This window comes from Aeromonas sp. FDAARGOS 1417 (assembly GCF_019046985.1).
In the GTDB taxonomy this organism is placed as follows: Bacteria; Pseudomonadota; Gammaproteobacteria; order Enterobacterales; family Aeromonadaceae; genus Aeromonas; species Aeromonas veronii.
Genome location: NZ_CP077221.1, coordinates 2,458,575 through 2,485,264, shown reverse-complemented (window position 1 = coordinate 2,485,264; position 26,690 = coordinate 2,458,575). Strand labels below are relative to the sequence as shown.

The window sequence follows — 26,690 nt, the reverse complement described above, 5'->3', positions numbered from 1 at the left end:
TGCGGCAACAGTGGTGCGGCAACGGGATCATCCCCGCAGGACCTCCCATGCCCAGCGGATGCGGACAAAAGTCTCGGCATTGCCGCCCCGATCCGGATGGTGTTGCAGTGCCAGCTCCCGCCAGCGGCGGCGGAGCGCCTCCTGACTCGCCCCCTCATTCAACTCGAACAGGGCCAGCGCCTCGGCTTTGTGCCCCTCACCGTCATAAGCGCGCCAGAAGCGGTTGAGCAGGGCCTCCACTTCGGCACGGTCGGTCTGCCAGAACACCTGCCAGTCGAGATAGTAGCTACGCAGATTTTCGCCAAGGGCAAAGCCGTGGTTGGCCTCCTGATTCCCGGCCAGCGGTTCGAGCCGGATATCCAGGGTGCTGATCACCAGCCACCACCCCTCTTGCCAGAGTTCGGCCTGCAACTGGTAGAGGGCGTTCATGATCAGGAAGTTGACCCGAAACAGCTGCAGCTGTTCATCGTCGGCCAGTACCGGAATTGCCCCCTGCTGGCGCAGAGCCGCCATCAGTTCATGCACCTTGTAGCTGCCCGCCGCCTGTTGCAATAGCACCAGCAGAGGGGCGATCAGCGGATTGTGGTTGGCTTCGTTCATTCGGCGCCCTGCTCCCTGGGCGGCTGCAGGGCGATCAGCAGCTCACCCGCTTGCGGAGTGACGGGGCCGGTAACGATCTGGGGCTTGCCCTTGCCATCCATGATGAAGAGCGGGATGGCGCCGGGATTGGCGGTCTGATACTGGGCCCAGTCGAACGCCTCGCTCAGGCGGGTCGCCTTGATCTGGCCACCCCGGCTCAGCAAGCCGCTCAGCTTGGCATAGTTGATGTCGGGGCCGAACAGGTTCTGGCGAGCGCGAAAGGTGGCACTCTCCCGGTTGGCCTTGCCGTGCTGCTCGCTGGATCGCAGGGAGTAGACCTGCTCCTCGCCGTAGAGGTGGGCAAAGTGCAGCACCCCGAGGGCGTTGTTGTGGCGATTGGGGGAGAGCGCCAGCACGGTACTGATGCTGGTAAGCGGCAGATGCAGCTCGGCATGTTCCGACTGGGGGTTGCCGAAATAGCAGGGGAGGTTGCTCATCCGCGCCTGTTTGCAGAACTCCCAGGCGGGATCGCAGAGTTGTACCGGCACCCCCTGATCCGCCAGCGCCCGGCCTATGGCCCGCGCCACCGAGTTGGCCCCTATGATGAGCCAGGTGTTGGGGGCGCTCTGGCGCATCTTGAGCAGGCTGGCCAGCGGTGCCGAGGTGAGGCTCTGCAACACCACGGTGGAGATGATCACCGCAAATACCAGCGGCACTAGCTTGTCGGCATCGGGGATCTCGGCCTGATGCAGGCTGATGGCAAACGAGGCGCTGACTGCCGCCGCGACTATGCCGCGCGGGGCGATCCAGCTCAGCAGGGCGCGAGCCCGCCAGGAGAGATCCGAGCCCCAGGTCGAGACCAGAATACAGAGCGGGCGCGCCACGAACTGCACCACGCAGAGCAGCGCCAGCACCATGGGGCCGAGCTGCCAGAGCTGTGCCAGATCGAGGCGGGCCGCCAGCAGGATAAACAGGCTGGAGATAAGGATGACCGCGAGATCCTCCTTGAACGCCAGCACCTCCTCCAGATCCAGCCCCTCCTGATTGGCGAGCCAGATGCCGAACACGGTCACCGCCAGCAGGCCGGACTCGTGGCTGAGCCAGTTGGAGAGGCTGAAGGTGACCAGCACTAGCGCCAGCACCCCGAACTTGTGCAGGCTGACCGGTAGCCAGTCCTTGCGAATGAGCAGGGTGGTGAGCCAGCCTGCCGCCACCCCGATCAGGGAGCCGACCAGCACTGTCTTGCCCAGCGCCAGCAGGGTATGGCTGATGAGATCCCCCTGACTGCCGAGGCGTACCGCCTCGAACACCAGCACCGCAAACAGGGCGCCGATAGGGTCGATGACGATCCCCTCCCAGCGCAGGATGCGGTCCACCTCCCGGGTGGGGCGGATCACGTTGAGCATGGGGGCGATCACGGTAGGGCCCGTTACCACCAGCACAGCGCCGAGCATGGTGGCAACCCGCCAGTCCAGCCCCAGCAGGAAGTAACCGGCGCTGCCGATGACGGCGAAACTGACCAGCATGCCGGTGGAGCAGAGATTGCGCACCACCTTGCCGATCCCCTTGAGCTCGGCCAGATGGAGGGTCAGCGCCCCCTCGAACAGGATGATGGCCACCGACAGGGAGACCAGCGGAAACAGCAGATCCCCGAGCAGGGCATCGGGGTCGAGCAGGCCGCTGACCGGGCCCAGAGTCAGGCCGGTAAGAAGTAGAAACAGGATGGCGGGTACCCGCAGCGACCAGGCGAGCCATTGGGCCAGCACGGAGACCAGGGCGATCCCGGCCAGAGAGAGGGCAATCATGCAGACCTCGATTCAGGCAGTGAGTATGGAGCTAGTGTAGTGGCTAAGTTGGTCAGATTGACACCCGAAGGTGCGGGCGTCATGGCCGGGATGGGGAGATGTGCGACAGTCGGCGTCATGATGGCTGGCGGTGGTGTGAAGGGCGCCAGCCAGACGCCAACCGTGGTGATGGGGTGGCCTTGGGGCCGGATTAGATGGGGCTCTCCTTGTGGAGCTCGCCGACACAGTCGGCCAGCGTCAGTACCAGTGCGGAGCGCACCATCTGATCGAGCCGGTTGAGCTGCATCTGGTAGAAGGCCCAATCCTCTTCGCTGGCGGGGGGCTCCAGCTTCATCATGCCGCCCTGATTGACCCCGTGCAGGCGGTCGAGCAGATCGCGGATCGGCTTGTCGCTGAAGCGGTAATCCTTGGGGTCGCGCACCAGAAAGTCGCGGATCTTGATATAGGCTTCGATATCCTGATAGCGCTCGAGTGATATGAGGCCGAGGGCGAAGATGAGCTTGAGGCGCACCTCCAGCTGGCCGAGGGGGCCGCTCTGGTTGAGCAGGGGTTCGATGGCGTATTTGACGGCATACTCCTCCTGACGGAACGCGCGTCGCATCAGGGAGTCGACCGCCTCTTCCAGGATGGTCACGGCTTCGAGAAAGAAGCCGCGGGGGCCATCCTGCTCGTTCAGTCGTTCCAGTACTTCATCTTCCTGGTGTGTGGTCATAGGTGCATTGGGTCCAGCTGACAGGGAGAGAGTGGGCCTCTCTCCCGGTTTTTATCATATGGGGCACATTCCCTTGCCATTCAAGCGCTTGGCGCGCTATCAGTGGTGGCTGAATGCGCCGCAAGCAGGGTCATTACAGGGTTTCGTAACGGGCGATGATGGCGCGAACCACCTCGCTCTCTTCATCCAGTCCGGTGACGCGGGCCAACGCTTTGGCCGGGCCAAGCTCCGCCAGCAGGGCTTGCAACTCCACCGCCTGCGGGTCATCGGCATTGCGATAGTGGAGCGCCGCGGCGATCCCCTCCTGCAACTGATCGCTCGGCAGGCCGTACTCCAGGGTGCCCAGCAGCGGCTTTACCAGTCGATCTCCCGCCGCCAGCTTGCGCAGCGGCTGACGACCGACCCGGTCAATCTCGTCCACCAGATAGGGGTTGGCGAAGCGGGCCAGGATCTTCTCGATGTAGGCGGCGTGCAGACGCGGGTCGAAGCCGTAGCGTTTCACCAGTACGGCACCGCTCTCCTCCATGGCGCGGCGCACCTTGCTGCGGATCACCGGATCTTCGATCGCCTCGCGCACTGTGCGGTAGCCCCGCAGTTTGCCGAGATAGGCGGTGACGATGTGGCCGGTGTTGAGGGTGAACAGCTTGCGCTCGACGAAGGCCATCAGGTTGTCGGTGGGTTCCATGCCCGCCACCTGTGGCAGCTCTCCCTTGAACTGGGTCTGGTCGACGATCCACTCGCTGAAGCTCTCGACCGTCACTTCCAGCGGATCATCGTTGGCAGCCGCGGCGGGCGGCACGATGCGATCCACCGCCGAGTCGACGAAGCCGATACAGGATTCGAGCGTGGCATGATACGCGACCGGCAGGTACTTGAGTACCTCCTGCTTGAGGTGGCTGGTGCCACGCACCATATTTTCGCAGGCGATGACGTTGAGCGGGGTCAGGTTGCCGGCATCGAAGCGGGCCTGCAGCCCCTTGGCCAGGGTGCTGGCAATCTTGTCCAGAATGTTGGGGCCCACTGCCGTGGTGACCAGATCGGCAGTGATGATACGGGCGATCACCTCGTGACCGGCGGAGCTCACCGCCGCCACGTTGCGCACCACGTCCAGCTTCTGATCCGCACCCACCACATGTACCTTGTACTCCTGACGGTGGTTGAGCTGGTCGATTAGGGTGTCGTTGACGTCGGCGAAGGTGACCTGATGGCTGGCATCCGCCAGCACTTTGCCGATAAAGCCGCGACCGATGTTACCAGCACCAAAATGCAATGTTTTCATGATATTAACCTCTTGAACCAAAGACGATGAAAGATGATTACGCAGCCTGTTCGGCACCCAGCAGATCCAGGAAGGCCTGGGGATCCGTGGTGCTGGCCAGCCGGTCGATGAGACCGGGTTCATCCAGTGCATTGGTCAGGCGGGTTATCACCTGCATGTGTTCGTCGTTGCGGGCGGCGATGCCGATCACCAGCCGCGCTACCTCATCGGCAGCCTCGCCAAAGGTGACCCCGGCCGGGTACTGGCAAATGACGATGCCGGTACGCTTCACAAACTCCTTGGCGGCGATGGTGCCGTGGGGCACGGCGATGGATTCGCCGAGGTAGGTGGAGACCAGTTGTTCGCGCTCCAGCATGGCGTTGACGTAGTCGGGCGCCACATAGCCGCGCTCCGCCAGCAGTCGGCCTGCGGTCAGGATGGCGGCCTCCTTGTTGTCCGCTTTCAGTCCCAGATGCACGTCATGACGGCTCAGGGTAAAGACTTCGGCTGCTTGCGGCTCGTAGCTGTCGTCGTTGGCGGCCACCAGCAGCTGCGGGTTGGCGACATCATCGTTGGCGGCGCGGCTCAGGCTCTGTACCAGCTCCTGATAGAGGCCGTTGTCGAGGAAGTTGGTGAGCGAGATATGGTGAGCGTTCGGCGCATGGCGACGGGCCCGCTCGGTCAGATCCTTATGGGTGATGACCCAGTCCACCTGATCGTCGAGTTGATCGATGGCGCGGTTGGTGACGCTGATATCGAGCCCTGCGGCCTGCACCCGCTTGCGCAGCATGCCGGCGCCCATGGCGCTGGAGCCCATGCCCGCATCGCAGGCGACCACGATATTGCGTACCGCCATCAGTTCGCCGCCCGGCTTCTTGGCCGCTGCGGTTTCGGGCTTGCCGCCCTTCATGGCTTTCATCTTGCGAGTGGCTTCACCGAGCGCATCGGCCTCGTCCGCTTCCGGCTGCTGGGCACGCACGAACACGGCGGCGACCAGGAAGGAGACCAGGGTGGCGCTGATGATGGAGAGGGCGACCCCGATCAGGGAGGCTTTCGGCGTCATCAACAACACGGCGAAGATGGAACCCGGTGAGGCAGGGGAGACCAGACCGGCGTTGAACAGGGTCAGGGTAAAGACCCCGGTCATGCCACCGGCGATCACCGCCAGAATGAGGCGCGGGTTCATCAGCACATACGGGAAGTAGATCTCGTGGATGCCGCCGAAGAAGTGAATGATGGAGGCGCCAGCCGCGGACTGCTTGGCGGCACCACGACCGAACACCATGTAGGCCAGCAGCACGCCCATGCCCGGGCCCGGGTTCGCTTCAATCAGGAAGAAGATGGAGCTGCCGTGCTCGGTCGCCTGCTGGATCCCCAGCGGCGAGAAGATGCCGTGGTTGATGGCGTTGTTGAGGAACAGGATCTTGGCCGGTTCGACGAAGATGGAGGTGAGCGGCAGCATGTGGTTTTCCACCAGGAAGCCGACGCCACCGGCCAGCAGGCCGGAGAGCACCTTGACGAAGGGGCCAATCACGAAGAAGGCGAGGATGGCCAGCAGCATGCCGATAAGGCCGGCGGAGAAGTTGTTGACCAGCATCTCGAAGCCGCTCTTGACGCGACCGTCCATCGCCTTGTCGAAGCGCTTGATGGCCCAGCCACCGAGCGGGCCGACCATCATGGCTCCCATGAACATGGGGATATCGGTTCCCACGATGACACCCATGGTGGTGATGGCGCCGACCACGCCGCCGCGCTCGCCGCCAATCAGTTTGCCGCCGGTGTAGCCAATCAGCAGCGGCAGCAGGTAGGTGATCATGGGGCCGACCAGCTTGGCCAAGGTTTCATTGGGCAGCCAGCCGGTGGGGATGAAGAGGGCGGTGATAAAGCCCCAGGCGATAAAGGCGCCTATGTTGGGCATGACCATATTGGACAGGAAGCGTCCAAAATTCTGTATCTTGACTTTGGTATCCGGTGATAACATGTCGGGACCCCGTTTTAAGCCTGTTTGATTAAAAGTGGTAGTCGGGATGGCCGGTTTTGCCGAACCGCCATCCCGGTCGTCTAAGCAACTTCAATCTACCAGCTTGATATCAAATTAGGCTGAAAACGGGGTGTCTTGTGATCCAACTCTCAGATACCCAACGATACCCCCTCCATAGCCAGTGACCCACATCACATTCCCATGCTGTAATTCGGCTACATTTCGATCTTTTCTGTTTTTAATGACCATTTTTTGTGATTGATATCACTAATTCAGCTTTACCGTTCCTTCATGCAAAGGTGATTTGCATCACAAATTTAGTTTTTGTATTCGAATGGGACAAATCACTCAATTACTCATCAGCGGGTAGTGACGATGGATCTATCGAAACACCCCATTGCTTACCAATGAATCAATAAATTTGTAACCCGCTTTCAGTTTTTACGGTTGGTGATGAGGTCTCTTTTGCTGCTGGCCGATGGGAATGGGCGCCAACATGCAGGATGTTATCGAGCGGCAGATGTTCGGAGCGCTTGTTTGCCGCGCAGGCCAGACTGCAGATAAAAACAAACCGCCAGCAGGCGGTTTGTCGGTTTTTACGAGCTATCCCCTGTCGGGGGCTGCGGTTTAGTAGAAACCGGCATCCTCGGGGGAGGGGCGGGTCTTGAAGCGGCGATGGAGCCACATGTACTGCTCCGGCGCCTTGCGCACGGCGGCTTCAATCTCGCGGTTGGCGCGGGCGGCATCAACCATGTCATCCCCGCTGGGGTAGTCGGCGAGCGGCGCGCCGATATGCAGGGTGTAACCCTCGCTGGTGCGGATGTTGTAGCAGGGCAGGGTGACGGTATTTTTCACCCGCGCCAGGGTGGCGGTGCCGGTGATGGTGGCCGCCTGCTCTACCGCGAAGTAGGGCACGAACACGCTGGCGTGGCTGCCGTAGTCGTGATCCGGTGCATACCAGAGAGCGTCGCCGTTGCGCAGCGCCTTGATCATCCCCTTCACATCCATCCGGTCTACCAGATATTTGTTGGAGGCGCAGCGGCCGTGGTACTGGGCATACTCCAGTACCGGGTTGGTGTTGGGGCGATAGACCCCGACCCCTGGGCGAACCAGCCCGAAACAGCGGGCGTTGAGTTCCAGCGTCAGGAAGTGGCAGGAGAGCAGCAGCATGCCCTGACCTTTTTCCATGGCGGCGATGACGTGCTCTTCCCCTTCCACCTTCATCAGGTTGCGCATCCGCCAGTCTGGCCAGAACCAGGCGATCCCCACCTCGAACACGGCGCAGCCCACGCTCTCGAAGTTTGCCTTAAGCAGTTTCTCCCGCTCATCCCGGGTCAGTTCGGGCATCGCCAGCTCCAGATTGCGACGGGCAATCTTGACCCGGGACTTCAATATCCTGGCGGCGAGACGACCGAGCTGACGGCCCAGCCACATCTGGCTGCGCCACGGCAGCAGGGTCAGCAGCCAGAGCAGGCCGAGGCCGAACCAGCTGGCCCAGTAACGGGGATGAAACAGGCGGGGCTCCAGGCGGGGAGCGTTGTCATGGGCCATGGCTAATCTCTTGTTCGCAAACACAATCGGGGGATTCTAGCCGAAAAGGGGGGGCGGGGGCGAATGGCTGTGTGCTGGTCAGAGGGGTAGCCTGCGTCCGGTTAGCGTGACAGCGGCGGCAACTGCGGTCGGCTTTTTCTACACCGGATAAAAGAGTGTGATAAAATCGCCCGCTGATTTTTCAGGTTTTGAGAGTCGATACAGATGAAGATCACCCTGCCCGATTTTGAAAAAGCCCGCGTTCTGGTCGTTGGCGATGTCATGTTGGACCGTTACTGGCATGGCCCTACCGGTCGGATCTCCCCCGAGGCGCCGGTGCCCGTGGTCAAGGTTGAACACATTGAGGAGCGCCCGGGTGGCGCGGCCAACGTGGCCCTCAACTCCGCCGCCCTTGGCGCTCACGCTGTGCTGCTTGGCCTGACCGGTCAGGACGAGGCTGCCGATGCCTTGGCTGGCCAGATGGCTGGCGTCAAGGTGGCCTGTGATTTCGTTCGTCTGGCCGACTTCCCGACCATCACCAAGCTGCGGGTGCTGTCCCGCAACCAGCAGCTGCTGCGTCTGGACTTTGAAGAGCCCTTCCACTCCGTCGATGCCACTCTGCTGATGAGCAAGGTCGAGCAGGCGCTGCCAAACAGCGACGTGATGATCCTTTCCGACTATGGCAAGGGTGCTCTCAACGATGTGCCCGGCATGATCCAGCGCGCCCGTGCCGCCGGCATTCCGGTGCTGGTCGATCCCAAGGGGACCGACTTCGAGAAGTATCGCGGTGCCACTCTGCTGACCCCCAACATGTCCGAATTCGAGGCCGTGGTGGGCAAGGTGAAGAGCGAAGAGGAGCTGGTCGCCAAGGGGCTGGATCTGGTCAGGCGTTTCGAGCTGGATGCCTTGCTGGTCACCCGTTCCGAGAACGGCATGACTCTGATCCGCGAAGGTCAGCCAGAGCTGCATCTGCCAGCTCAGGCCCATGAGGTTTACGATGTGACCGGTGCCGGTGATACCGTGATTTCGACCCTGGCTACCTCGCTGGCGGCAGGCAAGAGCCTGGACGAAGCTTGTGCGCTGGCCAATACCGCAGCCGGTATCGTGGTCGGCAAGCTGGGTACCTCTACCGTCAGTCCGGTCGAGCTGGCCAACGCCCTCTATACCGAGCAGGAGACCGGCTTTGGCGTCATGTCCGAAGCCCAGCTGAAAGTAGCTGTTCGTGCCGCCCGTCTGCGTGGCGAGAAGGTGGTGATGACCAACGGTTGCTTCGACATCCTGCACGCTGGCCATGTCTCCTATCTGGCCAACGCTGGCAAGCTGGGGGATCGCCTGATCGTGGCGGTCAACACCGACGAGTCGGTTCGCCGCCTGAAAGGGCCGGGTCGTCCGGTCAACCCGACCGAGCGCCGCATGGCCGTACTGGCTGCGCTGGGCGCAGTGGACTGGGTGGTGCCCTTCTCCGAGGATACCCCGCAGCGTCTGATCGCCGAGATCCTGCCGGATCTGCTGGTCAAGGGCGGCGACTACAAGCCGGAAGATATCGCCGGTTACGCCGAGGTGACCGCCAATGGCGGCGAGGTGCGCGTTCTCAACTTCGAGGATGGCTGCTCCACCACCGACATCATCAAGACGATCCGCGAGCGCGGCTAAAGCGCCGCTGGCCCCGCAATCTGGCGGGGCTCATTATCGGCGGTAGCAAGCCGACAGAAATACGGATAACAAAAAGGCGACCTTGCGGTCGTAATGCCGATCAGTTAAGGATCAATTGACCGATCCTCCTGATGTGTAAAAATCCGAAACCTGTTGATTGGTTTCGGATTTTTTATGCGTATCGACCAGGCTCTTGATTTCCTCCACGCCAGCAATGCTGCCCAGTTTGAGTCACTCTCTGACCTCATTCCTCCCGAGCTCATCATGACGCTGCTCGGCGAAGAGGGCGTCGCTACCCTGCGCCGTCGCCGCATGTCCATGGAGCGTCTGGTCTGGGCCATCATCGGCATGGCCATCTTCCGCCACGCCCCCATGACCCAGCTGGTCAATCAGCTCGATATCCTCTTGCCCGGTGACCGCCCCTTCGTTGCCCCCAGCGCCTTCCTGCAAGCTCGCCAAAAGCTTGGCCACAAGAGCCTTGAGCGGCTGTTTCACGAGACCGCCGCAAGCTGGCACCAGCAGGCCAATCACCCCGGCTGGGCCGGGCTGCAACTGCTCGCCGTCGATGGCGTGATGTGGCGCACATCCGATACCCCGGACAATACCGCCGCGTTTGCCAAGCCCGGCACCCGGCATGGCGAGACCGCCTATCCGCAGGTGCGCATGCTCTGTCAGATGGAGCTGACCAGCCACCTGCTCACGCAAGCCGTCATGGAGAGCTGCGCCGTCAACGAGATGGTTCTGGCCGAGCAACTCATCGCGCGCACACCGGACCACTCGCTCACCCTGTTCGACAAGGGGTTTTACTCCCTCGGCCTGCTCCACGCCTGGCAAACCACCGGCTGTGAGCGGCACTGGTTGCTGCCGCTCAAAAAGGGCACGCAGTATGAGGTGGTGCGCAAGCTGGGGCGTCAGGATGTGCTGGTGCAGCTCAAGACCAGTCCACAGGCACGCAACAAGTGGCCGCAACTGCCGGACACGGTGGAAGCCCGATTGCTGACCCGCAACATCAGCGGCAAGGAGCGGCAAGTGTTGACCTCAATGGTCGACCCGATGCGCTTTCCGAGCGCCGATATTGTCGAGCTCTACAGCCATCGCTGAGAAATCGAGTTGGGCTATCGGGAGATGAAGCACAGCCTGCAACAACACCGGCTGACCCTGCGCAGCAAGAAGGCGACGGGGATACGGCAAGAGCTGTGGGGCGTGCTGCTGGCGTATAACCTGCTGCGCAGCCAGATGGTAAAGATGGCGGCGAGTCTGAAGGGATACATGGCGAGCCAGTTGAGTTTTCACATGGCATCGGTGTACCTCATCCATGAACTGAGCTGCATGCCGTACCTGTCACCTGGGAGTATCCCGAAGCGGGTGGCGGAGCTGGATAAGCAGGCGGGGCAGTTTGTGTTGCCGGAGCGAAGGGAGCGGAGTATCCCCGCAGTGTGAAGGCAAGACCACAAAAGTATGCGGTGCAAAAAGCCAATAAAAACAATGCCATTCAGGCTTAACTGACTGGCATTAGGCTCCCGAGGGAGCCTTTTGTTATTCCGGTTGCAGCGGTTCCACCACCTTGCCCTCCAGCTTCCTGACCGGCTTTTGCAGGATCAGGTTGGCCGGATAGGTGACCAGATCGCCGTTGTCATCACGCACCCGCACATAGAAGAGACCAATCTCGGTGATGACGCCAGTGACCGAATCATCCTTGTCGAGGATACGGATCCGATCGCCAATCTTGTAGGGAAAGGCGAAGAAGATGGTGATGCTGGCGGTGATGTTGGAGAGGATCGACCACTGGGCGACCATGGCGACCCCCAATACCGCAAAGAAGGAGGAGGCGAGCACCACCAGTCGGGAGAAGTCGAGCCCCCACACCCCGGCCAGTACCAGCAAGGTGGCGCAGCCGAGCAGGAAGTGGAACACATGGGCCACGTAGAGCACCCGGTTCTCGCTCACCTGCCTGCTCTGACCGAGCGCCAGCAGGCTCTTGTGAATCAGCCGCCGGATCAGGGTATGACCCAGCAACAGCAGCAGGGTCAGGCCAATTGATTGCCACATGGGTTATGCCTCCTTACCACCAGCGCCGATGCTTGAGCCAGATAGCCAGCCCGCTTGCCAGCGCCACCAGCGAACCACAGAAGACCCAGAAGGCAGTCGGATTCTCGGCCCCGGGGATACCGCCGAGGTTGATGCCAAACAGACCGGTCAGGAAGCTGGCAGGTAAAAAGAGCAGCGCCATCACCGACATCTGGTAGGCGCGGCGGTTGGTCGCCTCCGCCATCAGATTGTTGATCTCGTCTGCCAGCACAGCGGTGCGCGCCACCCCGGCATCGAGGTCATCGAGCCAGCGCCGCAGCCGGTCGGCGATATCGAGCAGACGGCGGCGGTCATCCTCATCCAGCCAGCTGATCTTCTCGTTGGCCAGCCGTGCCACCAGATCCCGCTGGGGGGAGAGGTAGCGGCGGATCATGATGAGCTGCTTGCGGATCAGCGCCAAGCGGCCATTGGCGGGCATGTCGCGCATCAGCACCATCTCCTCCAGATCGAGGATCTTGTCGTGCAGCTCCTCGACAAACTCCCCCGCCCGATCGGTCAGGGCATCGCAGATCTCCACCAGCCAGTCGGCCGGGGTATCGGCGCCGCCCCCCAGCTTGAGCTGGTTGAAGACATCCTGTTCGGAGAGCAGCGGACGACGACGGCTGCTGATGATGAGATCCGGGGTGATGAAGATGCGCAGCGCCACCATCTCTTCGGGCCTGTGATCCTTGTTGTGGTTGATGCCGCGCAGGATCAGCAGCACCGTCTCCCCCATCCGCACCAGCTTGGGACGATTGCTCTGGCCGAGCAGCGACTCCCTGGCCGCCTCGCTGAGCAAGGGAGTCTGCAACAGCCAGCGCGCCGAATCGGGATTGCCGTAATCCAGATGCAGCCAGCCGGGATGTGCCACCGGGACTTCGCTTCCCGCCGTCAGCGGCGCCATGCCACCCTTGCCATCCAGGGTCAGGGCATAAATCACTTCACCGGGCACCCGATCCATCTCGTCTCCTTCTCGTTTCATGTGCTGGCCCCAGCTTACACCAAAGGCGGGGCCGACTCAGCCCCGCGCCTGGAAGGGGAGGCCTGTGTTAACATGGCCGCTCTCGTTTTCCATCCGCTTTCACTACAGGAAACCATGCCATGCCCATCTGGGTTGATGCCGATGCCTGCCCCATTCCGGTCAAGGAGATCCTCTACCGCGCCGCCCACCGCGCCCAGGTCGTCACCACCCTGGTGGCCAATCAGGGGTTGCGGGTGCCCCCCTCGCCCTTCATCAAAACCCAGCAGGTGGAGAAGGGATTCGATGTGGCAGATCATGTCATCGCCCAGCAGGTTCAACCCGGCGATCTGGTGATCACTGGCGATATTCCTCTCGCCTCCTGGGTGATCGATGCAGGTGGCGAGGCGCTCAATCCCCGTGGCGAGATCTACACCCGCGAGACCATCAAGGCGCGGCTCGGCATGCGCAACTTTATGGAAGAGCTGCGCTCGGCCGGCGTGCAGACCGGCGGCCCCGCCCCCTTCAATGCCGCCGACAAACAGCGCTTCGCCAACGCCCTCGACAAGTGGCTGGTCAAAGGCAAGCTGTAAAGAGACCCTAAAGGCGCCCAATATGGGTAATGCCGATCAGTTAAGGATCAATTGACCGATCCTCCTGATGTGTAAAAATCCGAAACCTGTTGATTGGTTTCGGATTTTTTATGCGTATCGACCAGGCTCTTGATTTCCTCCACGCCAGCAATGCTGCCCAGTTTGAGTCACTCTCTGACCTCATTCCTCCCGAGCTCATCATGACGCTGCTCGGCGAAGAGGGCGTCGCTACCCTGCGCCGTCGCCGCATGCCCATGGAGCGTCTGGTCTGGGCCATCATCGGCATGGCCATCTTCCGCCACGCCCCCATGACCCAGCTGGTCAATCAGCTCGATATCCTCTTGCCCGGTGACCGCCCCTTCGTTGCCCCCAGCGCCTTCCTGCAAGCTCGCCAAAAGCTTGGCCACAAGAGCCTTGAGCGGCTGTTTCAGGAGACCGCCGCAAGCTGGCACCAGCAGGCCAATCACCCCGGCTGGGCCGGGCTGCAACTGCTCGCCGTCGATGGCGTGATGTGGCGCACATCCGATACCCCGGATAATGCCGCCGCCTTTGCCAAGCCCAGTACCCGGCATGGCGAGACCGCCTATCCGCAGGTGCGCATGCTCTGTCAGATGGAGCTGACCAGCCACCTGCTCACGCAAGCCGTCATGGAGAGCTGCGCCGTCAACGAGATGGTTCTGGCCGAGCAACTCATCGCGCGCACACCGGACCACTCGCTCACCCTGTTCGACAAGGGGTTTTACTCCCTCGGCCTGCTCCACGCCTGGCAAACCACCGGCTGTGAGCGGCACTGGTTGCTGCCGCTCAAAAAGGCCACCCAATACGAGATGGTGCGCAAACTGGGGCGCCAGGATGCACTGGTCTTGCTGAAAACCAGCCCACAGGCGAGGAAGAAGTGGCCGCACCTGCCGGATACAGTGGAAGCCCGCTTGCTGACCCGCAACATCAGCGGCAAGTGTTGACCTCAATGGTCGACCCGATGCGCTTTCCGAGCGCCGATATTGTCGAGCTCTACAGCCATCGCTGAGAAATCGAGTTGGGCTATCGGGAGATGAAGCACAGCCTGCAACAACACCGGCTGACCCTGCGCAGCAAGAAGGCGGCGGGAACACGGCAAGAGCTGTGGGGCGTGCTGCTGGCGTATAACCTGCTGCGCAGCCAGATGGTAAAGATGGCGGCGAGTCTGAAGGGATACACGGCGAGCCAGTTGAGTTTTCACATGGCATCGGTGTACCTCATCCATGAACTGAGCTGCATGCCGTACCTATCACCGGGTACTATCCCGAAGCGGGTAGCTGACTTGGAGAAACAAGCGGGCCAGTTTGTGCTGCCGGAACGAAGGGAGCGAAGTTACCCCCGCTGCGTGAAGCCAAGGCAACAGAGGTATAGTGTGAAAAAAGCCAATAAAAACAATGCCAATCAGGCTTAACTGACTGGCATTAGCTCCCCTGGGAGCCTCTTTGCGTTGGCGAGCCGGTCACAGGCTCATGATCTTCTTGAACTCTTCCTCTGAATACTTCTTCTCGGTGCGCTTGGTGAGATCCGTCATCAGCTTGTAGCGCAGCGCTTTGGCCATCTGATAGGTCTGCTCCAACTGGCCATAGGAGTAGTCGGCAGCCAGCCCGATGGCGGTAGCCTTGTCGCTGGCATAGGCCTGCTTCAGGCTCTTGTCGAGCAGCGCCACCTCCTTGTAGAGCTTGGCGCTCTCCTTGCTCCAGACGCCGCGCAGCAGCGGCAGGTATTTGTCCGGATCGGAGCTGGCCAGCGCGGTCAGGCTGCGGAGCTGCCAGTAGGCGGAATCGTCGGAGTAGCTGTCGCTGCCGGTGCGATAGGGTAGGGGATAGTTTTCCAGGGTGTTGTAGAGCGGCACCATCACAGATTCGGCCAGCACGCCGTAACTCTGCCAGATGAGCCCCTGCAGCTCTTTGGGCATCTCCTTGCGCAGCTGGATGACGTGGGATTCCAGCTGGCGATCGACGCGGATCGGCCGCTCCGCCTTGCCCGCGAGCGGCGTACCGTCATAGGTGGCGCTCAGCACCTTGGCCACGTCCGGCACGGCGATGGGGGCATCCGGCTTCATAAACAGTGGATATTGCGCCTGCCGGGTCGCCTGTTTGTGGGAGGCCGTCAGCATGTTCTGGCCGAGCCACTCCCGATCCACGTTGTAGGGGTCGGCAATCACCCCGAACGCCTTGGCGAAGTTGAACTCTTTCGGGTCGGCGTTATCCAGCAGTTTGTGTTCGCGTACAAATTCCAGCAGCTTAGGCGAGTGCAGCACATCTGCGCTGTCGAGATTGACGCCGTGGATGCGCAGGCCGTTGGCCACCATGGCGTAGCTGTCGTCCGGCACCCGCACCGCGATCCAGTGGTGGCCGGAGCCGATCTCCATCAGCCAGGCTTCGTTCACATCTGCCAGATAGAGGCTGTTGCCCTCACCGGCGCCATATTGCTCCACATAGCGACCGAGCAGCTCGACCCCCTCTTTGGCCGCCCTGGCCTGCGGCAGGATCAGGGTCGGGATGATGGCTTCAATCACTCCCTTCTCGATCAGCGGATCGGCTTTCTGGGCCTTGTCGTTGACCTCGGCACTGGTGGTGGCCGAGATGGCGACGTTGAACTCGTTGATGCCGCGCTCCTCGTAATATTTGCCTGCCGGGTCGCTGGACGTAGCATCCCAGTCACGAATGGCTGAGTAGGCGAAAAACGCCTTTGGCATCGGCACTTCCAGCCCGTTGCCCAGTTTCCAGAGTTTGCCCTCGTTCTGCTGCGCGGGCCGGAAGGCGAGGTACTTGTTCCAGTTGTTGACGCCAAAATCCTCGTTTCTGGCGATCATCACGCTGCCATCGGCACTGGCCCCCTTGCCGACGATGAGGCCGGTACAGGCGTCGGCACTGGTGCCAAGCAGGGTGAGCAGGGTGGCGGAGAGAAGACTCAAGGTGTGTTTTTTCATAGGTGTACCTGAAGGGTTGCGGTGAGTGAGAGTCAGGCGAGGGGATGAGGTGTGGGGAGGCTGCAACTCCGAACTGGCAGCGGAGTGAGCACGGCAGATTGGTCTGCCTGTTATTGGTTTTTCGAACAGATCATCCATGACACGGCTGGCTGGTTGTGATGTGCGCCAAAATTGTATTCCCGAGTGGTTGTTTATTTTGTGATCGAGCTGCGGTTCCTGACTTTTCTCTGGCGTCGTGGTACGCGGACGGCGAAATGTGCCAAAACAGCGTGAACTGGCAGCAGATGAGTCATGATTCTGACGCCAGTTTGCGTGGGGGACGTGGTGAGATCCGCCATATCTCTGGATCTCGCACTATCTGACAAGTTGGCCTGTAACTTGCTGGTTTAATTGATAATGGTGGGGCCTGACGCCCCATGTGACCGGATCAGCCTGTGCCCATTGCCGCAGATGCGCACTGAATTGGAGCCCCCATGGATATCAAACCCTACAGCCAGCAGCTTGCCCAGAGCGCATCCAACAACCGCGCCCTCGCTACCCTCAACAGTGCCAGTAGCGGCGGTCAGGGCGGTGGCTGGGAGGAGATGGTCAGCCTCTCCACCCAGCGCATGACCGGTCAGGCCCAGCAGGTGCTGACCTACGAACATCTGGCCAAGAACAACAAGTTGCCACCGGCGCTGGATATGAGCTCCGACAAGGGGGGCGTGGTGCAGCAGCTGGTGGACAAGGCGCTTGGTTTCGATCGCAAGAAGTTCAACGAGATCGAAGAGAAGCTCAAGACCATCGCCGATAACAAGAAGCTGACGCCGGAAGAGCGTGCGGAGCAGAGCAAGCCGCTCAACGAGCAGAAAGATGCGATGCTGAAAGAGGCAATGGATCGCCTGACCGGCAAGAAGAGCTCATCCACAGATAAGGCCAAAACCGCCTGATCCCGTCACTGTTGTGAGAGATGCCCGGTCGGCACAGATGGGCCAGTGTCGACCGCCGATGGGCAAGCTTCTGCCACCTCTTTTGACCTCACCTCCCCACAAGCGCACAATGTCCGCGCATTGAGCCAGTCGAGGAGTCCGCCGTGTACAACTTCCAATATGCCAATCCGACCCGCATCTGTTTCGGCGAGGGGCAGATCGCCAGCCTGCCCGAACTGATCCCGCCCGGCAGCCGGCTGCTGGTGCTCTACGGCGGAGGCAGTATCAAGCAAAACGGCGTCTATGAGCAGCTGACCCGGGCGCTGGAGGGGGTGACGTGGCAGGAGTTCTCCGGCATCGGCGCCAACCCCAGATTCGAGCTGTTGATGGAGGCGGTGGCGCAGGTGAAACGCGAGCGCATCGACTTCCTGCTGGCGGTCGGTGGCGGCTCGGTAGTCGATGGCACCAAGTTTGTTGCGGCGGCGGCCTGCTACGAGGGGGATGATCCCTGGGATATCTGCGGTAAACAGGCGAGTGTGCACAAGGCGCTGCCGATGGGCTGTGTGCTGACCCTGCCAGCCACCGGCTCCGAGAGCAATCCCACTTCGGTGGTGAGCCGCGGGGATGTGAAGATCTCCTTCAGAAGCCCGCTGGTGCAGCCGCAATTTGCGGTGCTCGATCCGGCGACCACCTACAGTTTGCCGCCGCGCCAGACCGGTAACGGAGTGGTGGATGCCTTCGTCCATATCGCCGAGCAGTACCTCACCTTTCCGGTGGGAGGCGAGGTACAGGATCGGCTGGCGGAAGGTTTGCTGCAGGTGCTGGTGGAGAATGGCCCCTGGGCGCTGGCGGAGCCGACCAACTATCAGGTGCGGGCCAATCTGATGTGGGCGGCCAGTCTGGCGCTCAACGGCCTTATCGGTTGCGGAGTGCCGCAGGATTGGGCCTCTCACGCCATCGGCCATCAGCTGACGGCGCTCTACGGGCTGGATCACGGCCAGAGCTTGGCGGTGGTGCTCCCCTCACTGCTGCGTGAGCGGGCGAGCCAGAAGCAGGACAAGCTGGCCCAGTTTGCCGAGCGGGTGTGGCATTCGACCCGCGAGGACAAGGCCCTGCGCATCGAGGAGGCGATCATCCGCACCGAGCAGTTCTTCCAGAAGATGGGACTGGGTACCCGGCTGGCCGACTATGGCCTCAGCGAAAGCTGCATTCCGGCGGTCTGCTCCAACCTCAAGCGGGTGGGGCGCACCGCGCTCGGTGAGCAGCAGGATATCGACCCGGATCAGGTCGCGCGGATCCTCGCCCGAGCGTTATAAGCCAGCGTCGATTTGTTTCCCTGGTTGATGCATTTTCCCAATTAAAGAGGGCCGCTTGTTGCGGCCCTCTTGTATGACGGGTTAGCCGATCACTCGGTACGCGCCTTCAGATAACCGGCGTAATCCGGGATCTGCACGCTGAACGCTTGCCGCATATGGGGGCTGTCCATGATGAAGTCGGCGGTCGCCTCGTTGGTGGCGACCGGGATGTTCCAGACCGCCGCCAGCCGCAGCAGCGCCTTCACGTCCGGATCGTGGGGTACTGCATTGAGGGGATCCCAGAAGAAGATCAGCACATCGATCTTCCCTTCGGCGATCAGGGCGCCGAGCTGCTGGTCGCCACCCATGGGGCCGGAGAAGAGGCAGGTGATGGGCAGTTGTGCCTGCTTGCCGAGCATGGTGCCGGTGGTGCCGGTGGCGTAAAGATGGTGGAGCTTGAGCTCCTCCTTGCGCCGCATCACCCAGTTCAGCAGAGGGGTCTTCATGTTGTCGTGAGCCACCAGTGCTACCCGTTTGTGGGGTGCCATCTCGCGTGCAATCTGTTCCATGGAAATCGTCCGTAGCATTGTTATTGGAAGAGAGCCGTATCCTAATCGAAAGCCATGACAGATGCTGTGTCGGGCGTATTAACTGTGATCCTGTCGAAAAGTTTTCGGGTCATGCAACTCAAATATGGCGGCCCAAATAAAGAGACCCGCGCTGGCGGGTCTCTTTGCTTGCTGGCTTGCTGGCCTGCTGGCTCAGGAGCCGTGGTGCAGTTGCGACTGCTGGTAGTTCTCCAGCCCGATGCGATCGATAAGGTCTAGCTGGGTCTCCAGCCAGTCCACGTGCTCCTCCTCATCCTCCAGGATCTCCTGGAACAGGTCGCGGCTGATGTAGTCCTGCACCGACTCGGCATAGGCGATGGCTACCTTGAGGTCGGGGATGGCATCCATCTCCAGCGAGAGGTCGCAGCGCAGCATCTCTTCGACGGTCTCGCCGATGCGCAGCTTGCCCAGATCCTGCAAATTGGGCAGCCCTTCGAGAAACAGCACGCGCTTGACCAGCTCGTCGGCGTGTTTCATCTCATCGATAGACTCGTGATACTCCTTGTGCCCGAGCGCCTTTAGGCCCCAGTCATCGTAGATGCGGGCATGCAGGAAGTATTGGTTGATGGCAATCAGCTCATTGGCCAGCACCTTGTTGAGGTGGGCAATGATCTTGGGATCTCCTTTCATCGACAGTGCTCCTTGGTTCGTGCCTGAGGCTTCGATCGTTAGAGCTTAGTCCAGAAAAGTGACAACAAGAGGTCTGGCGAGCCAGCTCGCCTGAGAAAAGGGGTGACCCTGTTGGCGGGTCGCATCAGAAAGGAGGTGTCCGGATCAGGCCACTTCGTAGTAGAGCACGGGTTGCTCCTGCTCCATCTTGTCGAGCTCGGCTGCAATGATCTCCATGGTCATGCGCACGCATTTGCCACATTGGGCGCCCACCTCGAGCGACTGCTTGAGCTGGCGGAATTCGCTTTTACCTGACTGCACCGCTTTGCGGATCTGGGTATCTGTGATGCCGCGGCACAAACAGACGTACATGATGGTCACCTCTTGTGGAATGAGATGAAATCTAAATGAGAATGGTTCGTAGTTCAAATAACTATTGGTAATAAGATCCCCTGCTTGCCACTGTGCAACCCCTTGGGGACAATGCTGGCAACCAGAGGAGATCACCATGCTCAAGAAACTGTTCAGCGCCCTGTTCGGGGGCGAGCCGACCAAGGCGCCGGAAGTCACTCCCACCGAATATGCCGGCTATCTCATCTATCCGGAGCCCATGGCCGAAGGTGGCCAGTACCGACTGGCAGGGCGCATCACCAAGGAGCTGGACGGCGTGCTGCAGACTCACCGCTTTATCCGCTCCGATCTGTTTGCCAATCCGGCCGATGCCGAACGTTTCATGGTGCAGAAGGCTCACACCTTTATCGATCAGATGGGAGATCGCATGTTCGAGCCCCGCAAACCGGCTGACAGCCAAGCTTCATGACTCTGCAAGAGGTCACCCTGCTGCGCGAGGCGCTGGCCCGCACCGGTGAGCGGCGCCTGATCTGGCTGGAGGGGGAGGAGGCCGAGTGCATTGCCCGCGCTCAATCCCTGCTCGGCGAGACCGTCTTCTGGTTGGGCGTCGGGCCCGAGAGTTATGCCCCGCAACCCGCCGCCAAGGCGCTGCAGCGGCTCGGTCAGGAGTGCGACACGCTGGTGTTCAACGCCTTCAGCGGCTTTCACCCCGACGCCTTCGGGGCGCTGGCGGGCACTCTATGCGCCGGTGGCTTGCTGTTGCTGCTGACGCCGCCAAGAGTAGAGTGGCCTTCATGGCCGGATCCTGACCGGATCCGGCTGGTGGCCCAGCCGGAGGAGGCGGGCCGGGCCGGCCACGGCTTTATCGCCCGGCTGGTGCGGTTGCTGGAAGGTGATCCTGCCCTCTCTCTGGTGCCGCCGGTTTGCTCGCATCCGTGGCAACCGATTGGGCCCGAACGCAGGCTGAGCTGCGATCAGGCACGGGCACTGCCCGCCATCCACAAGGTATTGCATGGTCATCGCCGTCGGCCGCTGGTGCTGAGCGCCGACCGTGGTCGCGGCAAGAGTGCCTTGCTGGGGCTGGCTGCCGCCGAGCTGCTGCGCCAGCAGCCCTCGCTGAACATAGTGGTGACGGCCCCCTCGCAGGCGACGGTAGCGACCCTGTTTGCCCACGCCGCTCGCGGGCTAGATACTACGCCGGAACAGCTGACCGGACTGAGCTACTGCTCGCCGGATCGGCTGGTGAACGAGGCGATGAATCCCGATCTGCTGCTGGTGGATGAAGCGGCCGCCATTCCGACCCCGCTGCTCGAGGCCATGCTGGCCCGCCACAGTCGCATTGTGTTTGCCACCACCGAGCATGGTTACGAGGGGACGGGGCGCGGTTTTCACCTGCGCTTCAAGCGTGTGCTCGATAGCCAGACCCCGGAGTGGCAGGAGATCCACCTCTCTGAGCCCATTCGCTGGAGTGAGCGTGATCCGCTGGAGCCGCTGATTTTCCGCCTGCTGGGGCTTGATGCCGAAGTGGCAACGCCCTTGCCGCCGACCAGCCCGAGCTGGCGTTTGGTCAGTCAGGAGGTGCTGGCGAGCGACGAGACGTTGCTCAACCAGCTGTTCGGCTTGCTGGTGCTGGCTCACTACCAGACCACGCCGAGCGATCTCAGGTCCCTGCTGGAGAGCCCGGAGCTCGACATCCATCTGCTGGAGCAGGATGCGAGCCTGCTGGGTGTGGCCTTGGTGGCGTGGGAAGGGGGAATAGAGCCCGAGCTGGCCGAGGCGATCTGGGCCGGACGCCGCCGTCCGCGCGGCCATCTGCTGCCCCAGTCGCTGCTGGCCCACGCCGGTTTCAAAACGGCGGGGGGACGCAGCTACGCCCGGGTGATGCGTATCGCCATCCACCCCGAGCTGCATCGCCACGGGTTGGGGTCGCTACTGCTTGGCAGGCTTGAAGAGCATTATCGTCAGGCGGGGATCGATTACCTTGGCTCGGCTTTTTCGGCCAGCGCCGACCTGCTCCCTTTCTGGCGCAAGGCTGGATTGACGGTACTGCGCATCGGCTTGCAGCGGGATGCCGCCAGCGGCTGCCACGCAGCCCTGCTGCTCAAAGCGCTGAAACCCGAACATGAGCCCGAGTTGAATCAATGGCAGCAGCGTTTTGTACGCCAGCTGCCGACCTTGCTGGCGGGCGAGTTGAAAGGATTGGATCCCGAGCTGGTATGGCAATGTTTGCAAGGCAGCACCGTCACCGCGGCTGAGCTTGGCGAATTCGAGCGCGATGAGGTTGAGTGCTTTGCCCTGCATCACAAGCCGTTCGAACTGAGCCAGTCGAGCCTGCAGTTGTGGCTGGCGCGCAATCTGGATGTGCTGGCTTCGCTGACTCCTGACGAGCGTTATCTGCTGATCGCAGCCATCTGGCAATATGCAGATTGGGGAATGCTGGCCGCGAGGTTGCAACTGGCGGGCAAGCCCGCCGTGATCAAGAGGTTGCGGGCACTGCTGGCACGTCTCTTGGGTTCCCCTACCACTCGATAGGTTTGCCCTGCCAGTCGAGAAAGCTCAACTCGCCATCCGGTTGCAGCCGGTTCATCAGGTTAATCAGATGGTCGGCTACCAGCTCGGGACTCTGCACATTTCCTGGCGGTACATTGGCGTGAAACGGGCGAGAGAGTTGGGTATCCACTGTGCCGGGGTGGAAAGCCAGCAATTTGACGCCGGGGGCCCGCCGGGCCAGCTCGATGGCGGCACACTTGAGCAGCATGTTGAGGGCGGCCTTGGATGCGCGATAGCCATACCAGCCGCCCGCTCGGTTGTCGCCAATGCTGCCGACCCGAGCGCTGAGAACGGCCAGAGTGCAAGGCTCGCGGCCAAACAGCGGTAACAACTGGCTGATCCAGCGCAGCGGCAGCAAGGCATTAGTCTGGTAGAAGCGGGTCATGGCATCGAGATTGATTGCTTCGAGTCGCTTCTCTGGCTGGATCTCCCCCTGATGCAGGATGCCGTTGCAGATCACCACCCTGTGCGGTCTCGGTGCCAACTCCGCGATGCGGGCTACCGCAGTTGCCATCTGCTCATCGCTGTAATCACAACATAGCCAGTGCAGGGCTGGCGAAGAGGCTCCTGCTGGTGCGGGCTGACGACTGATGGCAATCACTGGCCCGACACCCGCCGCCAACCAGTGTGTCACCAGAGCCGCCCCGATACCGCCAGAAGCGCCAATCACGACTATGCCTTCACTCATCTCAGGCTCCTTGTGAGTACATGATGGATTTCTCCATCTGCCAATGTTGTCCTGATTGGCAGATACGATCGTGCCAGCCTGCGGGATCAAGCGGTTAACGCTGCAATCTTGCCGAGATCCGAGCCGTTGGGTGAATTCCATTCCTATACTGAGGGAAAACCGCAGCGGTCTGCTGCCCGCGCAACCAGAATGAGAGTCACCATGATGTCCAAAGATGGGGAAGAGCGTAAATCTATCCTGACCGAAAGTGGCACCAACGAGCTTGAGATCATCGAGTTTCACCTCAAGAAGCAGCTACCGGACGGCCGTGAAAAAACCGCTTATTACGGGATCAACGTCGCCAAGGTGCGCGAGGTGATCCGGGTGCCTGAGACCACAGATTACCCCAATGCCCAGCGTCATATGGTGGGGGTATTCTCCCTGCGGGATCGTCTCATCCCGCTGGTGGATCTGGCGGGGTGGCTTGGCATCAAGACCAACCCCGACCCCAGCCACAAGGTGGTGATCGTCACCGACTTCAACAAGATGGCCAACGGTTTTCTGATCGACAGTGTCAGCAGGATCCACCGGGTCTCCTGGGAGGATGTGGAGTCCCCCAGCCAGTTTCTGGAAGCGGGGGAGAATGACTGCGTGGTGGCCGTGGTCAGGCGCGATGGCAACCTCATCATGATCCTCGACTTCGAGAAGATCATCGCCGATATCAACCCTGAGCTCAGCATGGAGAAGTACGACGTCACCCAGGACCGCAAGGTGCTCATCGACGATCGCATGATGGCGCTGCGCCAGGGCAAGACCATTCTGGTGGTGGACGACTCGGCCTTTATCCGCAAGATGATCGAGACCACCCTGCGTACCGCTGGCTACAACGTGATCACGGCCAAGGACGGGGGAGAGGGACTGGAGATGATGACGGATTTCGATCGTCTGGCCCAGGAGGAGAGAATGCCGGTGACCGGCTTTGTCAACGCGGTGATCACCGATGTGGAGATGCCGCGCATGGATGGTATGCACCTGCTCAAGCGACTGCGGGATACCCCCTCCTACAAGGAGATGCCCATCGTGATGTTCTCCTCCCTGATGAGCGATGACAACCGTCAGAAAGCCCTGCAACTGGGGGCCAATGATACCATCACCAAGCCCGAGATAGGGCGCATGGTGGGGATGATGGATCACATGCTGCTGGGGATTGCCCCGCCTTCGCCCGCCAACAACATCTGACCCGCCATTAACTTGCCATTGGCCGGTCGAATCCACTGACCGGTTGCCTCAAGCGGCCACTCCTTGCCAAGGAGTGGCCGCGCTGTTTTGGCTGTTTACTGCGATCCCGACGCCCCTTGTCTCCTGGATATGATTCATGTAATGATAATTATTATCATTTGTTGGTGTGAAGCATATGACAGCAACCTGGGTGAAGGGGTGGGTCGAGTCGACCGAAGGCGGCAGCAGCATGAATCACTGGAAACTGCAGACCAGAGAGGGCAACCGGCTGTTTGACTGCGGCGAGTATCATCAGGCGTTGGCCCATTATCAGCAGGCGCTCTGGCTGGCTCGTCAGCAATTGGTGCAGTGGCATGACGCCGATGAGGCGGTGGCTGCGCTGGTTGTGGCTCACCACAATCTGGCGGATCTGCTGGTGGCCATGACTCTGCCCGATCGCGCCGCCGACCTGCTCTGCTATGTGCACGACTGCCTGCTGGCGACCTGTCACTCCCCCGCTTGCTCCTCTCGCCTGCGAGAGGCTGCTTTGCGCCATACCCGCACAACCCGTGCCGAGTTGCTGACGTTCGTACAGCGCCACGGCAGCCACGCCGGGATCATGCGTTCGCTCGGTCACTGCCTGTGTCAGAGCGAGCCCTCATCCCGGCTCCATTAATCCGAACAGAGGTCATCATGAGCCATACCCTGCCAGCCCTGAACTATGCCTACGACGCACTGGAACCCCATATCGATGCCCTGACCATGGAGATCCACCATAGCCGTCATCACCAGACCTATATCAACAACCTCAACGCCGCACTGGAAACGGCGCCCGAGCTGGCCGCACTGCCGGTTGAGGCTCTGCTGCGCCGCTTCGATACCCTACCCGCCACCTTGCAGGGGGCGGTTCGCAACCATGGCGGCGGCCATGCCAACCACTCCCTGTTCTGGCTGGTGATGAGCCCGCAGGGGGGCGGTGAGCCGGGTGGTGAGCTGGCTCTGGCTATCGAGCGGGAATTGGGGGGATTCGATGCCTTCAAGCAGGCCTTCACTCAGGCGGCCCTGAGCCGGTTTGGTAGCGGCTGGGCCTGGCTGGTGGTGGACAAGGCGGGCAGATTGCAGGTGGAGAGCAGTGCCAATCAGGATAGCCCCCTTATGCATGGCCATACCCCGATCCTGGGGCTGGATGTGTGGGAGCACGCCTACTATCTCAAGTACCAGAACAAGCGTCCTGACTATATCGCAGCCTTCTATCAGGTGGTGGATTGGGCCGAAGTGGCCCGCCGCTATCAGGCGGCGCGAGGCTGACCTAGTCGCAGGGAATGGGTGTACAGGCTCACCGCCACAACCCGCGCTGTAATAACAAGACCCGCCAGTTGGCGGGTCGTCTGTTTATGGTGTGGCAGTGCTGACGCTGGCGGCTGAAGGGGTCATCGGCAATGTGGGCAAGGCCGTGCTGGGCGTCTCGGCGGTGGTTTCTGCCGAGGGTGTGACGGGAGTGACCGGCTCAGTCGTTGCCGCAGCGGATAAAGCTAGCGTGACTTGTTCCGTCACGGCCGAGGAAGATGGAGTAGCCGACTCGGTGGCAACCGCGGCAGATACTGCCGCTGGCTTGGCCTCATCCATCGCCGGTTTGGGCTGTTTGAGGCAGGGTTGCAGGCTGCCGATGGTGCTCAGTGACTGGCAAGGCACAGGCAGACCGATGGGCACAGGAGCGCCGAGGAACTTGGGCCCCTTGTCCAGTACATAGAGGTCGAGTAACCCCATCAGGCGGGCAAAGACTTCCCGCACCCGGGTGCGGATCCCCTGATAGGCGCTGGGATCCTCGGCATTGAAGCCGACCGCATCGATACCGAAATGGCGGGCGATGAAAATGGCCCGCTCGTTATGAAAGCCCTGGGAGACCACGGTAAAGCGCTCCTGGCCGAACACCTCCTTGGCGCGAACCACTGAGTCGAGGGTGCGGAATCCGGCGAAATCCATATAGATGGCGGAGGCGGGGATGCCCGCCTTGATCAGGGCGCGGCGCATCTGGCGTGGCTCGTTGTACTGCACGGTGGCGTTGTCACCGGAGACGATGATGAAGTCCACCTTGGCATTGTTGTAGAGCTCGGCCGCCGCCTTGATACGGTATTTGAAGTAGTGGTTGGGGCCGCCACCGGAGAGATATTTGGAGGTCCCCAGCACCACCGCAACCCGGTTGTAGGGCACCTTGTCTACCTGATCGTAGGTGTAGTGACGGGCATCCGAGACGATCCACTCGCTGTAGCCCAGCAGCATGGCAATCAGGGCCAGCAGCAAAACGAGGCAGGCGAGGAGGATCTTGGCAAACTTCTTCATGCGCGGTGCGGTCAGGGTCTGAAGTTGGGAGTGGCTATCGGCATTCTATTACAACTCG

Annotated in this window: 23 protein-coding genes and 2 pseudogenes; 11 read left to right on the top strand and 14 right to left on the bottom strand. The window is 61.3% G+C overall.

Annotation, left to right across the window (positions count from 1 at the left end):
• Positions 1–27: 27 nt before the first annotated feature.
• From I6L47_RS11235 to lpxL, 6 genes are all read right to left on the bottom strand, one after another.
• Positions 28–600: a DNA-J related domain-containing protein gene (locus I6L47_RS11235; protein WP_216947440.1), complete on the bottom strand. Its 573-nt coding sequence runs from the start codon at positions 598–600 to the stop codon at positions 28–30.
• Entirely contained in the window at positions 597–2,384 is a 1,788-nt protein-coding gene (locus I6L47_RS11230) for a sodium:proton antiporter (RefSeq protein WP_216947439.1), read from the bottom strand. The genes I6L47_RS11235 and I6L47_RS11230 overlap by 4 nt, the downstream gene beginning before the upstream one ends.
• Before the next feature lie 190 nt (positions 2,385–2,574).
• On the bottom strand, positions 2,575–3,096 hold the full coding sequence (locus I6L47_RS11225) for an MltR family transcriptional regulator (protein WP_047436914.1): 522 nt from the start codon (positions 3,094–3,096) through the stop codon (positions 2,575–2,577).
• Positions 3,097–3,229: 133 nt separating this feature from the next.
• Positions 3,230–4,375, bottom strand: a complete 1,146-nt coding sequence (locus I6L47_RS11220) for a mannitol-1-phosphate 5-dehydrogenase (protein WP_216947438.1) — start codon at positions 4,373–4,375, stop codon at positions 3,230–3,232.
• Positions 4,376–4,412: 37 nt separating this feature from the next.
• Complete coding sequence (locus I6L47_RS11215) at positions 4,413–6,335, bottom strand: PTS mannitol transporter subunit IICBA (RefSeq protein ID WP_216947437.1); 1,923 nt, start codon at positions 6,333–6,335, stop codon at positions 4,413–4,415.
• A 627-nt stretch (positions 6,336–6,962) separates the two neighbouring features.
• The gene (gene lpxL / locus I6L47_RS11210) at positions 6,963–7,886 is read right to left on the bottom strand and encodes an LpxL/LpxP family Kdo(2)-lipid IV(A) lauroyl/palmitoleoyl acyltransferase (RefSeq protein WP_021231687.1); all 924 of its coding nucleotides are present in this window, start codon (positions 7,884–7,886) and stop codon (positions 6,963–6,965) included.
• A 204-nt stretch (positions 7,887–8,090) separates the two neighbouring features.
• Between lpxL and hldE the strand changes: the two genes are divergently transcribed.
• Together hldE and I6L47_RS11200 are read left to right on the top strand one after the other, a co-directional pair.
• Positions 8,091–9,518, top strand: coding sequence for a bifunctional D-glycero-beta-D-manno-heptose-7-phosphate kinase/D-glycero-beta-D-manno-heptose 1-phosphate adenylyltransferase HldE (gene hldE, locus I6L47_RS11205; protein WP_139462352.1), 1,428 nt, complete (start codon positions 8,091–8,093; stop codon positions 9,516–9,518).
• Between the two features lie 174 nt (positions 9,519–9,692).
• A pseudogene (locus I6L47_RS11200) lies at positions 9,693–11,020 on the top strand (IS4 family transposase).
• 34 nt (positions 11,021–11,054) lie between these two features.
• Here I6L47_RS11200 and I6L47_RS11195 read toward each other — a convergent pair.
• Entirely contained in the window at positions 11,055–11,567 is a 513-nt protein-coding gene (locus I6L47_RS11195; protein ID WP_005335914.1) for a mechanosensitive ion channel domain-containing protein, read from the bottom strand.
• 13 nt (positions 11,568–11,580) lie between these two features.
• On the bottom strand, positions 11,581–12,546 hold the full coding sequence (zntB, locus tag I6L47_RS11190) for a zinc transporter ZntB (RefSeq protein ID WP_216949345.1): 966 nt from the start codon (positions 12,544–12,546) through the stop codon (positions 11,581–11,583).
• Between the two features lie 140 nt (positions 12,547–12,686).
• Here zntB and I6L47_RS11185 point away from each other — a divergent pair, with 140 nt between their 5' ends.
• Together I6L47_RS11185 and I6L47_RS11180 are read left to right on the top strand one after the other, a co-directional pair.
• Positions 12,687–13,136, top strand: coding sequence for a YaiI/YqxD family protein (locus I6L47_RS11185; RefSeq protein WP_005335916.1), 450 nt, complete (start codon positions 12,687–12,689; stop codon positions 13,134–13,136).
• Between the two features lie 110 nt (positions 13,137–13,246).
• Positions 13,247–14,565 (top strand): annotated as a pseudogene (locus I6L47_RS11180) (IS4 family transposase).
• A gap of 48 nt (positions 14,566–14,613) precedes the next feature.
• On the opposite strand, the gene I6L47_RS11175 reads toward I6L47_RS11180, so the two are convergent.
• Positions 14,614–16,086 carry a C69 family dipeptidase gene (locus I6L47_RS11175; RefSeq protein ID WP_216947436.1) on the bottom strand — a complete coding sequence of 491 codons (1,473 nt, stop codon included), beginning with the start codon at positions 16,084–16,086 and terminating at the stop codon, positions 14,614–14,616.
• A 473-nt stretch (positions 16,087–16,559) separates the two neighbouring features.
• On the opposite strand from I6L47_RS11175, the gene I6L47_RS11170 reads away from it, so the two are divergent.
• Both I6L47_RS11170 and I6L47_RS11165 read left to right on the top strand, forming a co-directional pair.
• The gene (locus I6L47_RS11170) at positions 16,560–17,015 is read left to right on the top strand and encodes a hypothetical protein (protein WP_216947435.1); all 456 of its coding nucleotides are present in this window, start codon (positions 16,560–16,562) and stop codon (positions 17,013–17,015) included.
• Positions 17,016–17,158: 143 nt separating this feature from the next.
• Positions 17,159–18,310: an iron-containing alcohol dehydrogenase gene (locus I6L47_RS11165; protein ID WP_216947434.1), complete on the top strand. Its 1,152-nt coding sequence runs from the start codon at positions 17,159–17,161 to the stop codon at positions 18,308–18,310.
• An 89-nt stretch (positions 18,311–18,399) separates the two neighbouring features.
• Here the strand turns inward: I6L47_RS11165 and I6L47_RS11160 are convergent, their stop codons facing one another.
• The 3 genes from I6L47_RS11160 to I6L47_RS11150 form a co-directional block, all read right to left on the bottom strand.
• On the bottom strand, positions 18,400–18,858 hold the full coding sequence (locus I6L47_RS11160; protein WP_005354960.1) for a methylglyoxal synthase: 459 nt from the start codon (positions 18,856–18,858) through the stop codon (positions 18,400–18,402).
• Positions 18,859–19,050: 192 nt separating this feature from the next.
• Positions 19,051–19,527 (bottom strand): bacterioferritin, encoded by a 477-nt coding sequence (gene bfr / locus I6L47_RS11155; RefSeq protein ID WP_005354959.1) that lies wholly within the window; start codon positions 19,525–19,527, stop codon positions 19,051–19,053.
• A 144-nt stretch (positions 19,528–19,671) separates the two neighbouring features.
• Positions 19,672–19,878, bottom strand: coding sequence for a bacterioferritin-associated ferredoxin (locus I6L47_RS11150; RefSeq protein ID WP_005335965.1), 207 nt, complete (start codon positions 19,876–19,878; stop codon positions 19,672–19,674).
• 136 nt (positions 19,879–20,014) lie between these two features.
• On the opposite strand from I6L47_RS11150, the gene I6L47_RS11145 reads away from it, so the two are divergent.
• Together I6L47_RS11145 and I6L47_RS11140 are read left to right on the top strand one after the other, a co-directional pair.
• Positions 20,015–20,326, top strand: coding sequence for an HlyU family transcriptional regulator (locus I6L47_RS11145; protein ID WP_005354958.1), 312 nt, complete (start codon positions 20,015–20,017; stop codon positions 20,324–20,326).
• Positions 20,323–22,389, top strand: a complete 2,067-nt coding sequence (locus I6L47_RS11140) for a tRNA(Met) cytidine acetyltransferase TmcA (protein WP_216947433.1) — start codon at positions 20,323–20,325, stop codon at positions 22,387–22,389. The genes I6L47_RS11145 and I6L47_RS11140 overlap by 4 nt, the downstream gene beginning before the upstream one ends.
• On the opposite strand, the gene I6L47_RS11135 is transcribed toward I6L47_RS11140, so the two are convergent.
• On the bottom strand, positions 22,376–23,095 hold the full coding sequence (locus tag I6L47_RS11135; RefSeq protein WP_100644987.1) for an SDR family NAD(P)-dependent oxidoreductase: 720 nt from the start codon (positions 23,093–23,095) through the stop codon (positions 22,376–22,378). The genes I6L47_RS11140 and I6L47_RS11135 overlap by 14 nt on opposite strands.
• Before the next feature lie 201 nt (positions 23,096–23,296).
• On the opposite strand from I6L47_RS11135, the gene I6L47_RS11130 reads away from it, so the two are divergent.
• From I6L47_RS11130 to I6L47_RS11120, 3 genes are all read left to right on the top strand, one after another.
• Positions 23,297–24,313, top strand: coding sequence for a chemotaxis protein (locus I6L47_RS11130; RefSeq protein ID WP_005335957.1), 1,017 nt, complete (start codon positions 23,297–23,299; stop codon positions 24,311–24,313).
• A 175-nt stretch (positions 24,314–24,488) separates the two neighbouring features.
• On the top strand, positions 24,489–24,968 hold the full coding sequence (locus I6L47_RS11125; protein WP_216947432.1) for a tetratricopeptide repeat protein: 480 nt from the start codon (positions 24,489–24,491) through the stop codon (positions 24,966–24,968).
• Between the two features lie 17 nt (positions 24,969–24,985).
• Entirely contained in the window at positions 24,986–25,600 is a 615-nt protein-coding gene (locus I6L47_RS11120; protein WP_005354952.1) for a superoxide dismutase, read from the top strand.
• Positions 25,601–25,684: 84 nt separating this feature from the next.
• On the opposite strand, the gene I6L47_RS11115 is transcribed toward I6L47_RS11120, so the two are convergent.
• Positions 25,685–26,632, bottom strand: a complete 948-nt coding sequence (locus I6L47_RS11115; protein WP_100644992.1) for a vancomycin high temperature exclusion protein — start codon at positions 26,630–26,632, stop codon at positions 25,685–25,687.
• Between the last annotated feature and the right edge of the window lie 58 nt (positions 26,633–26,690).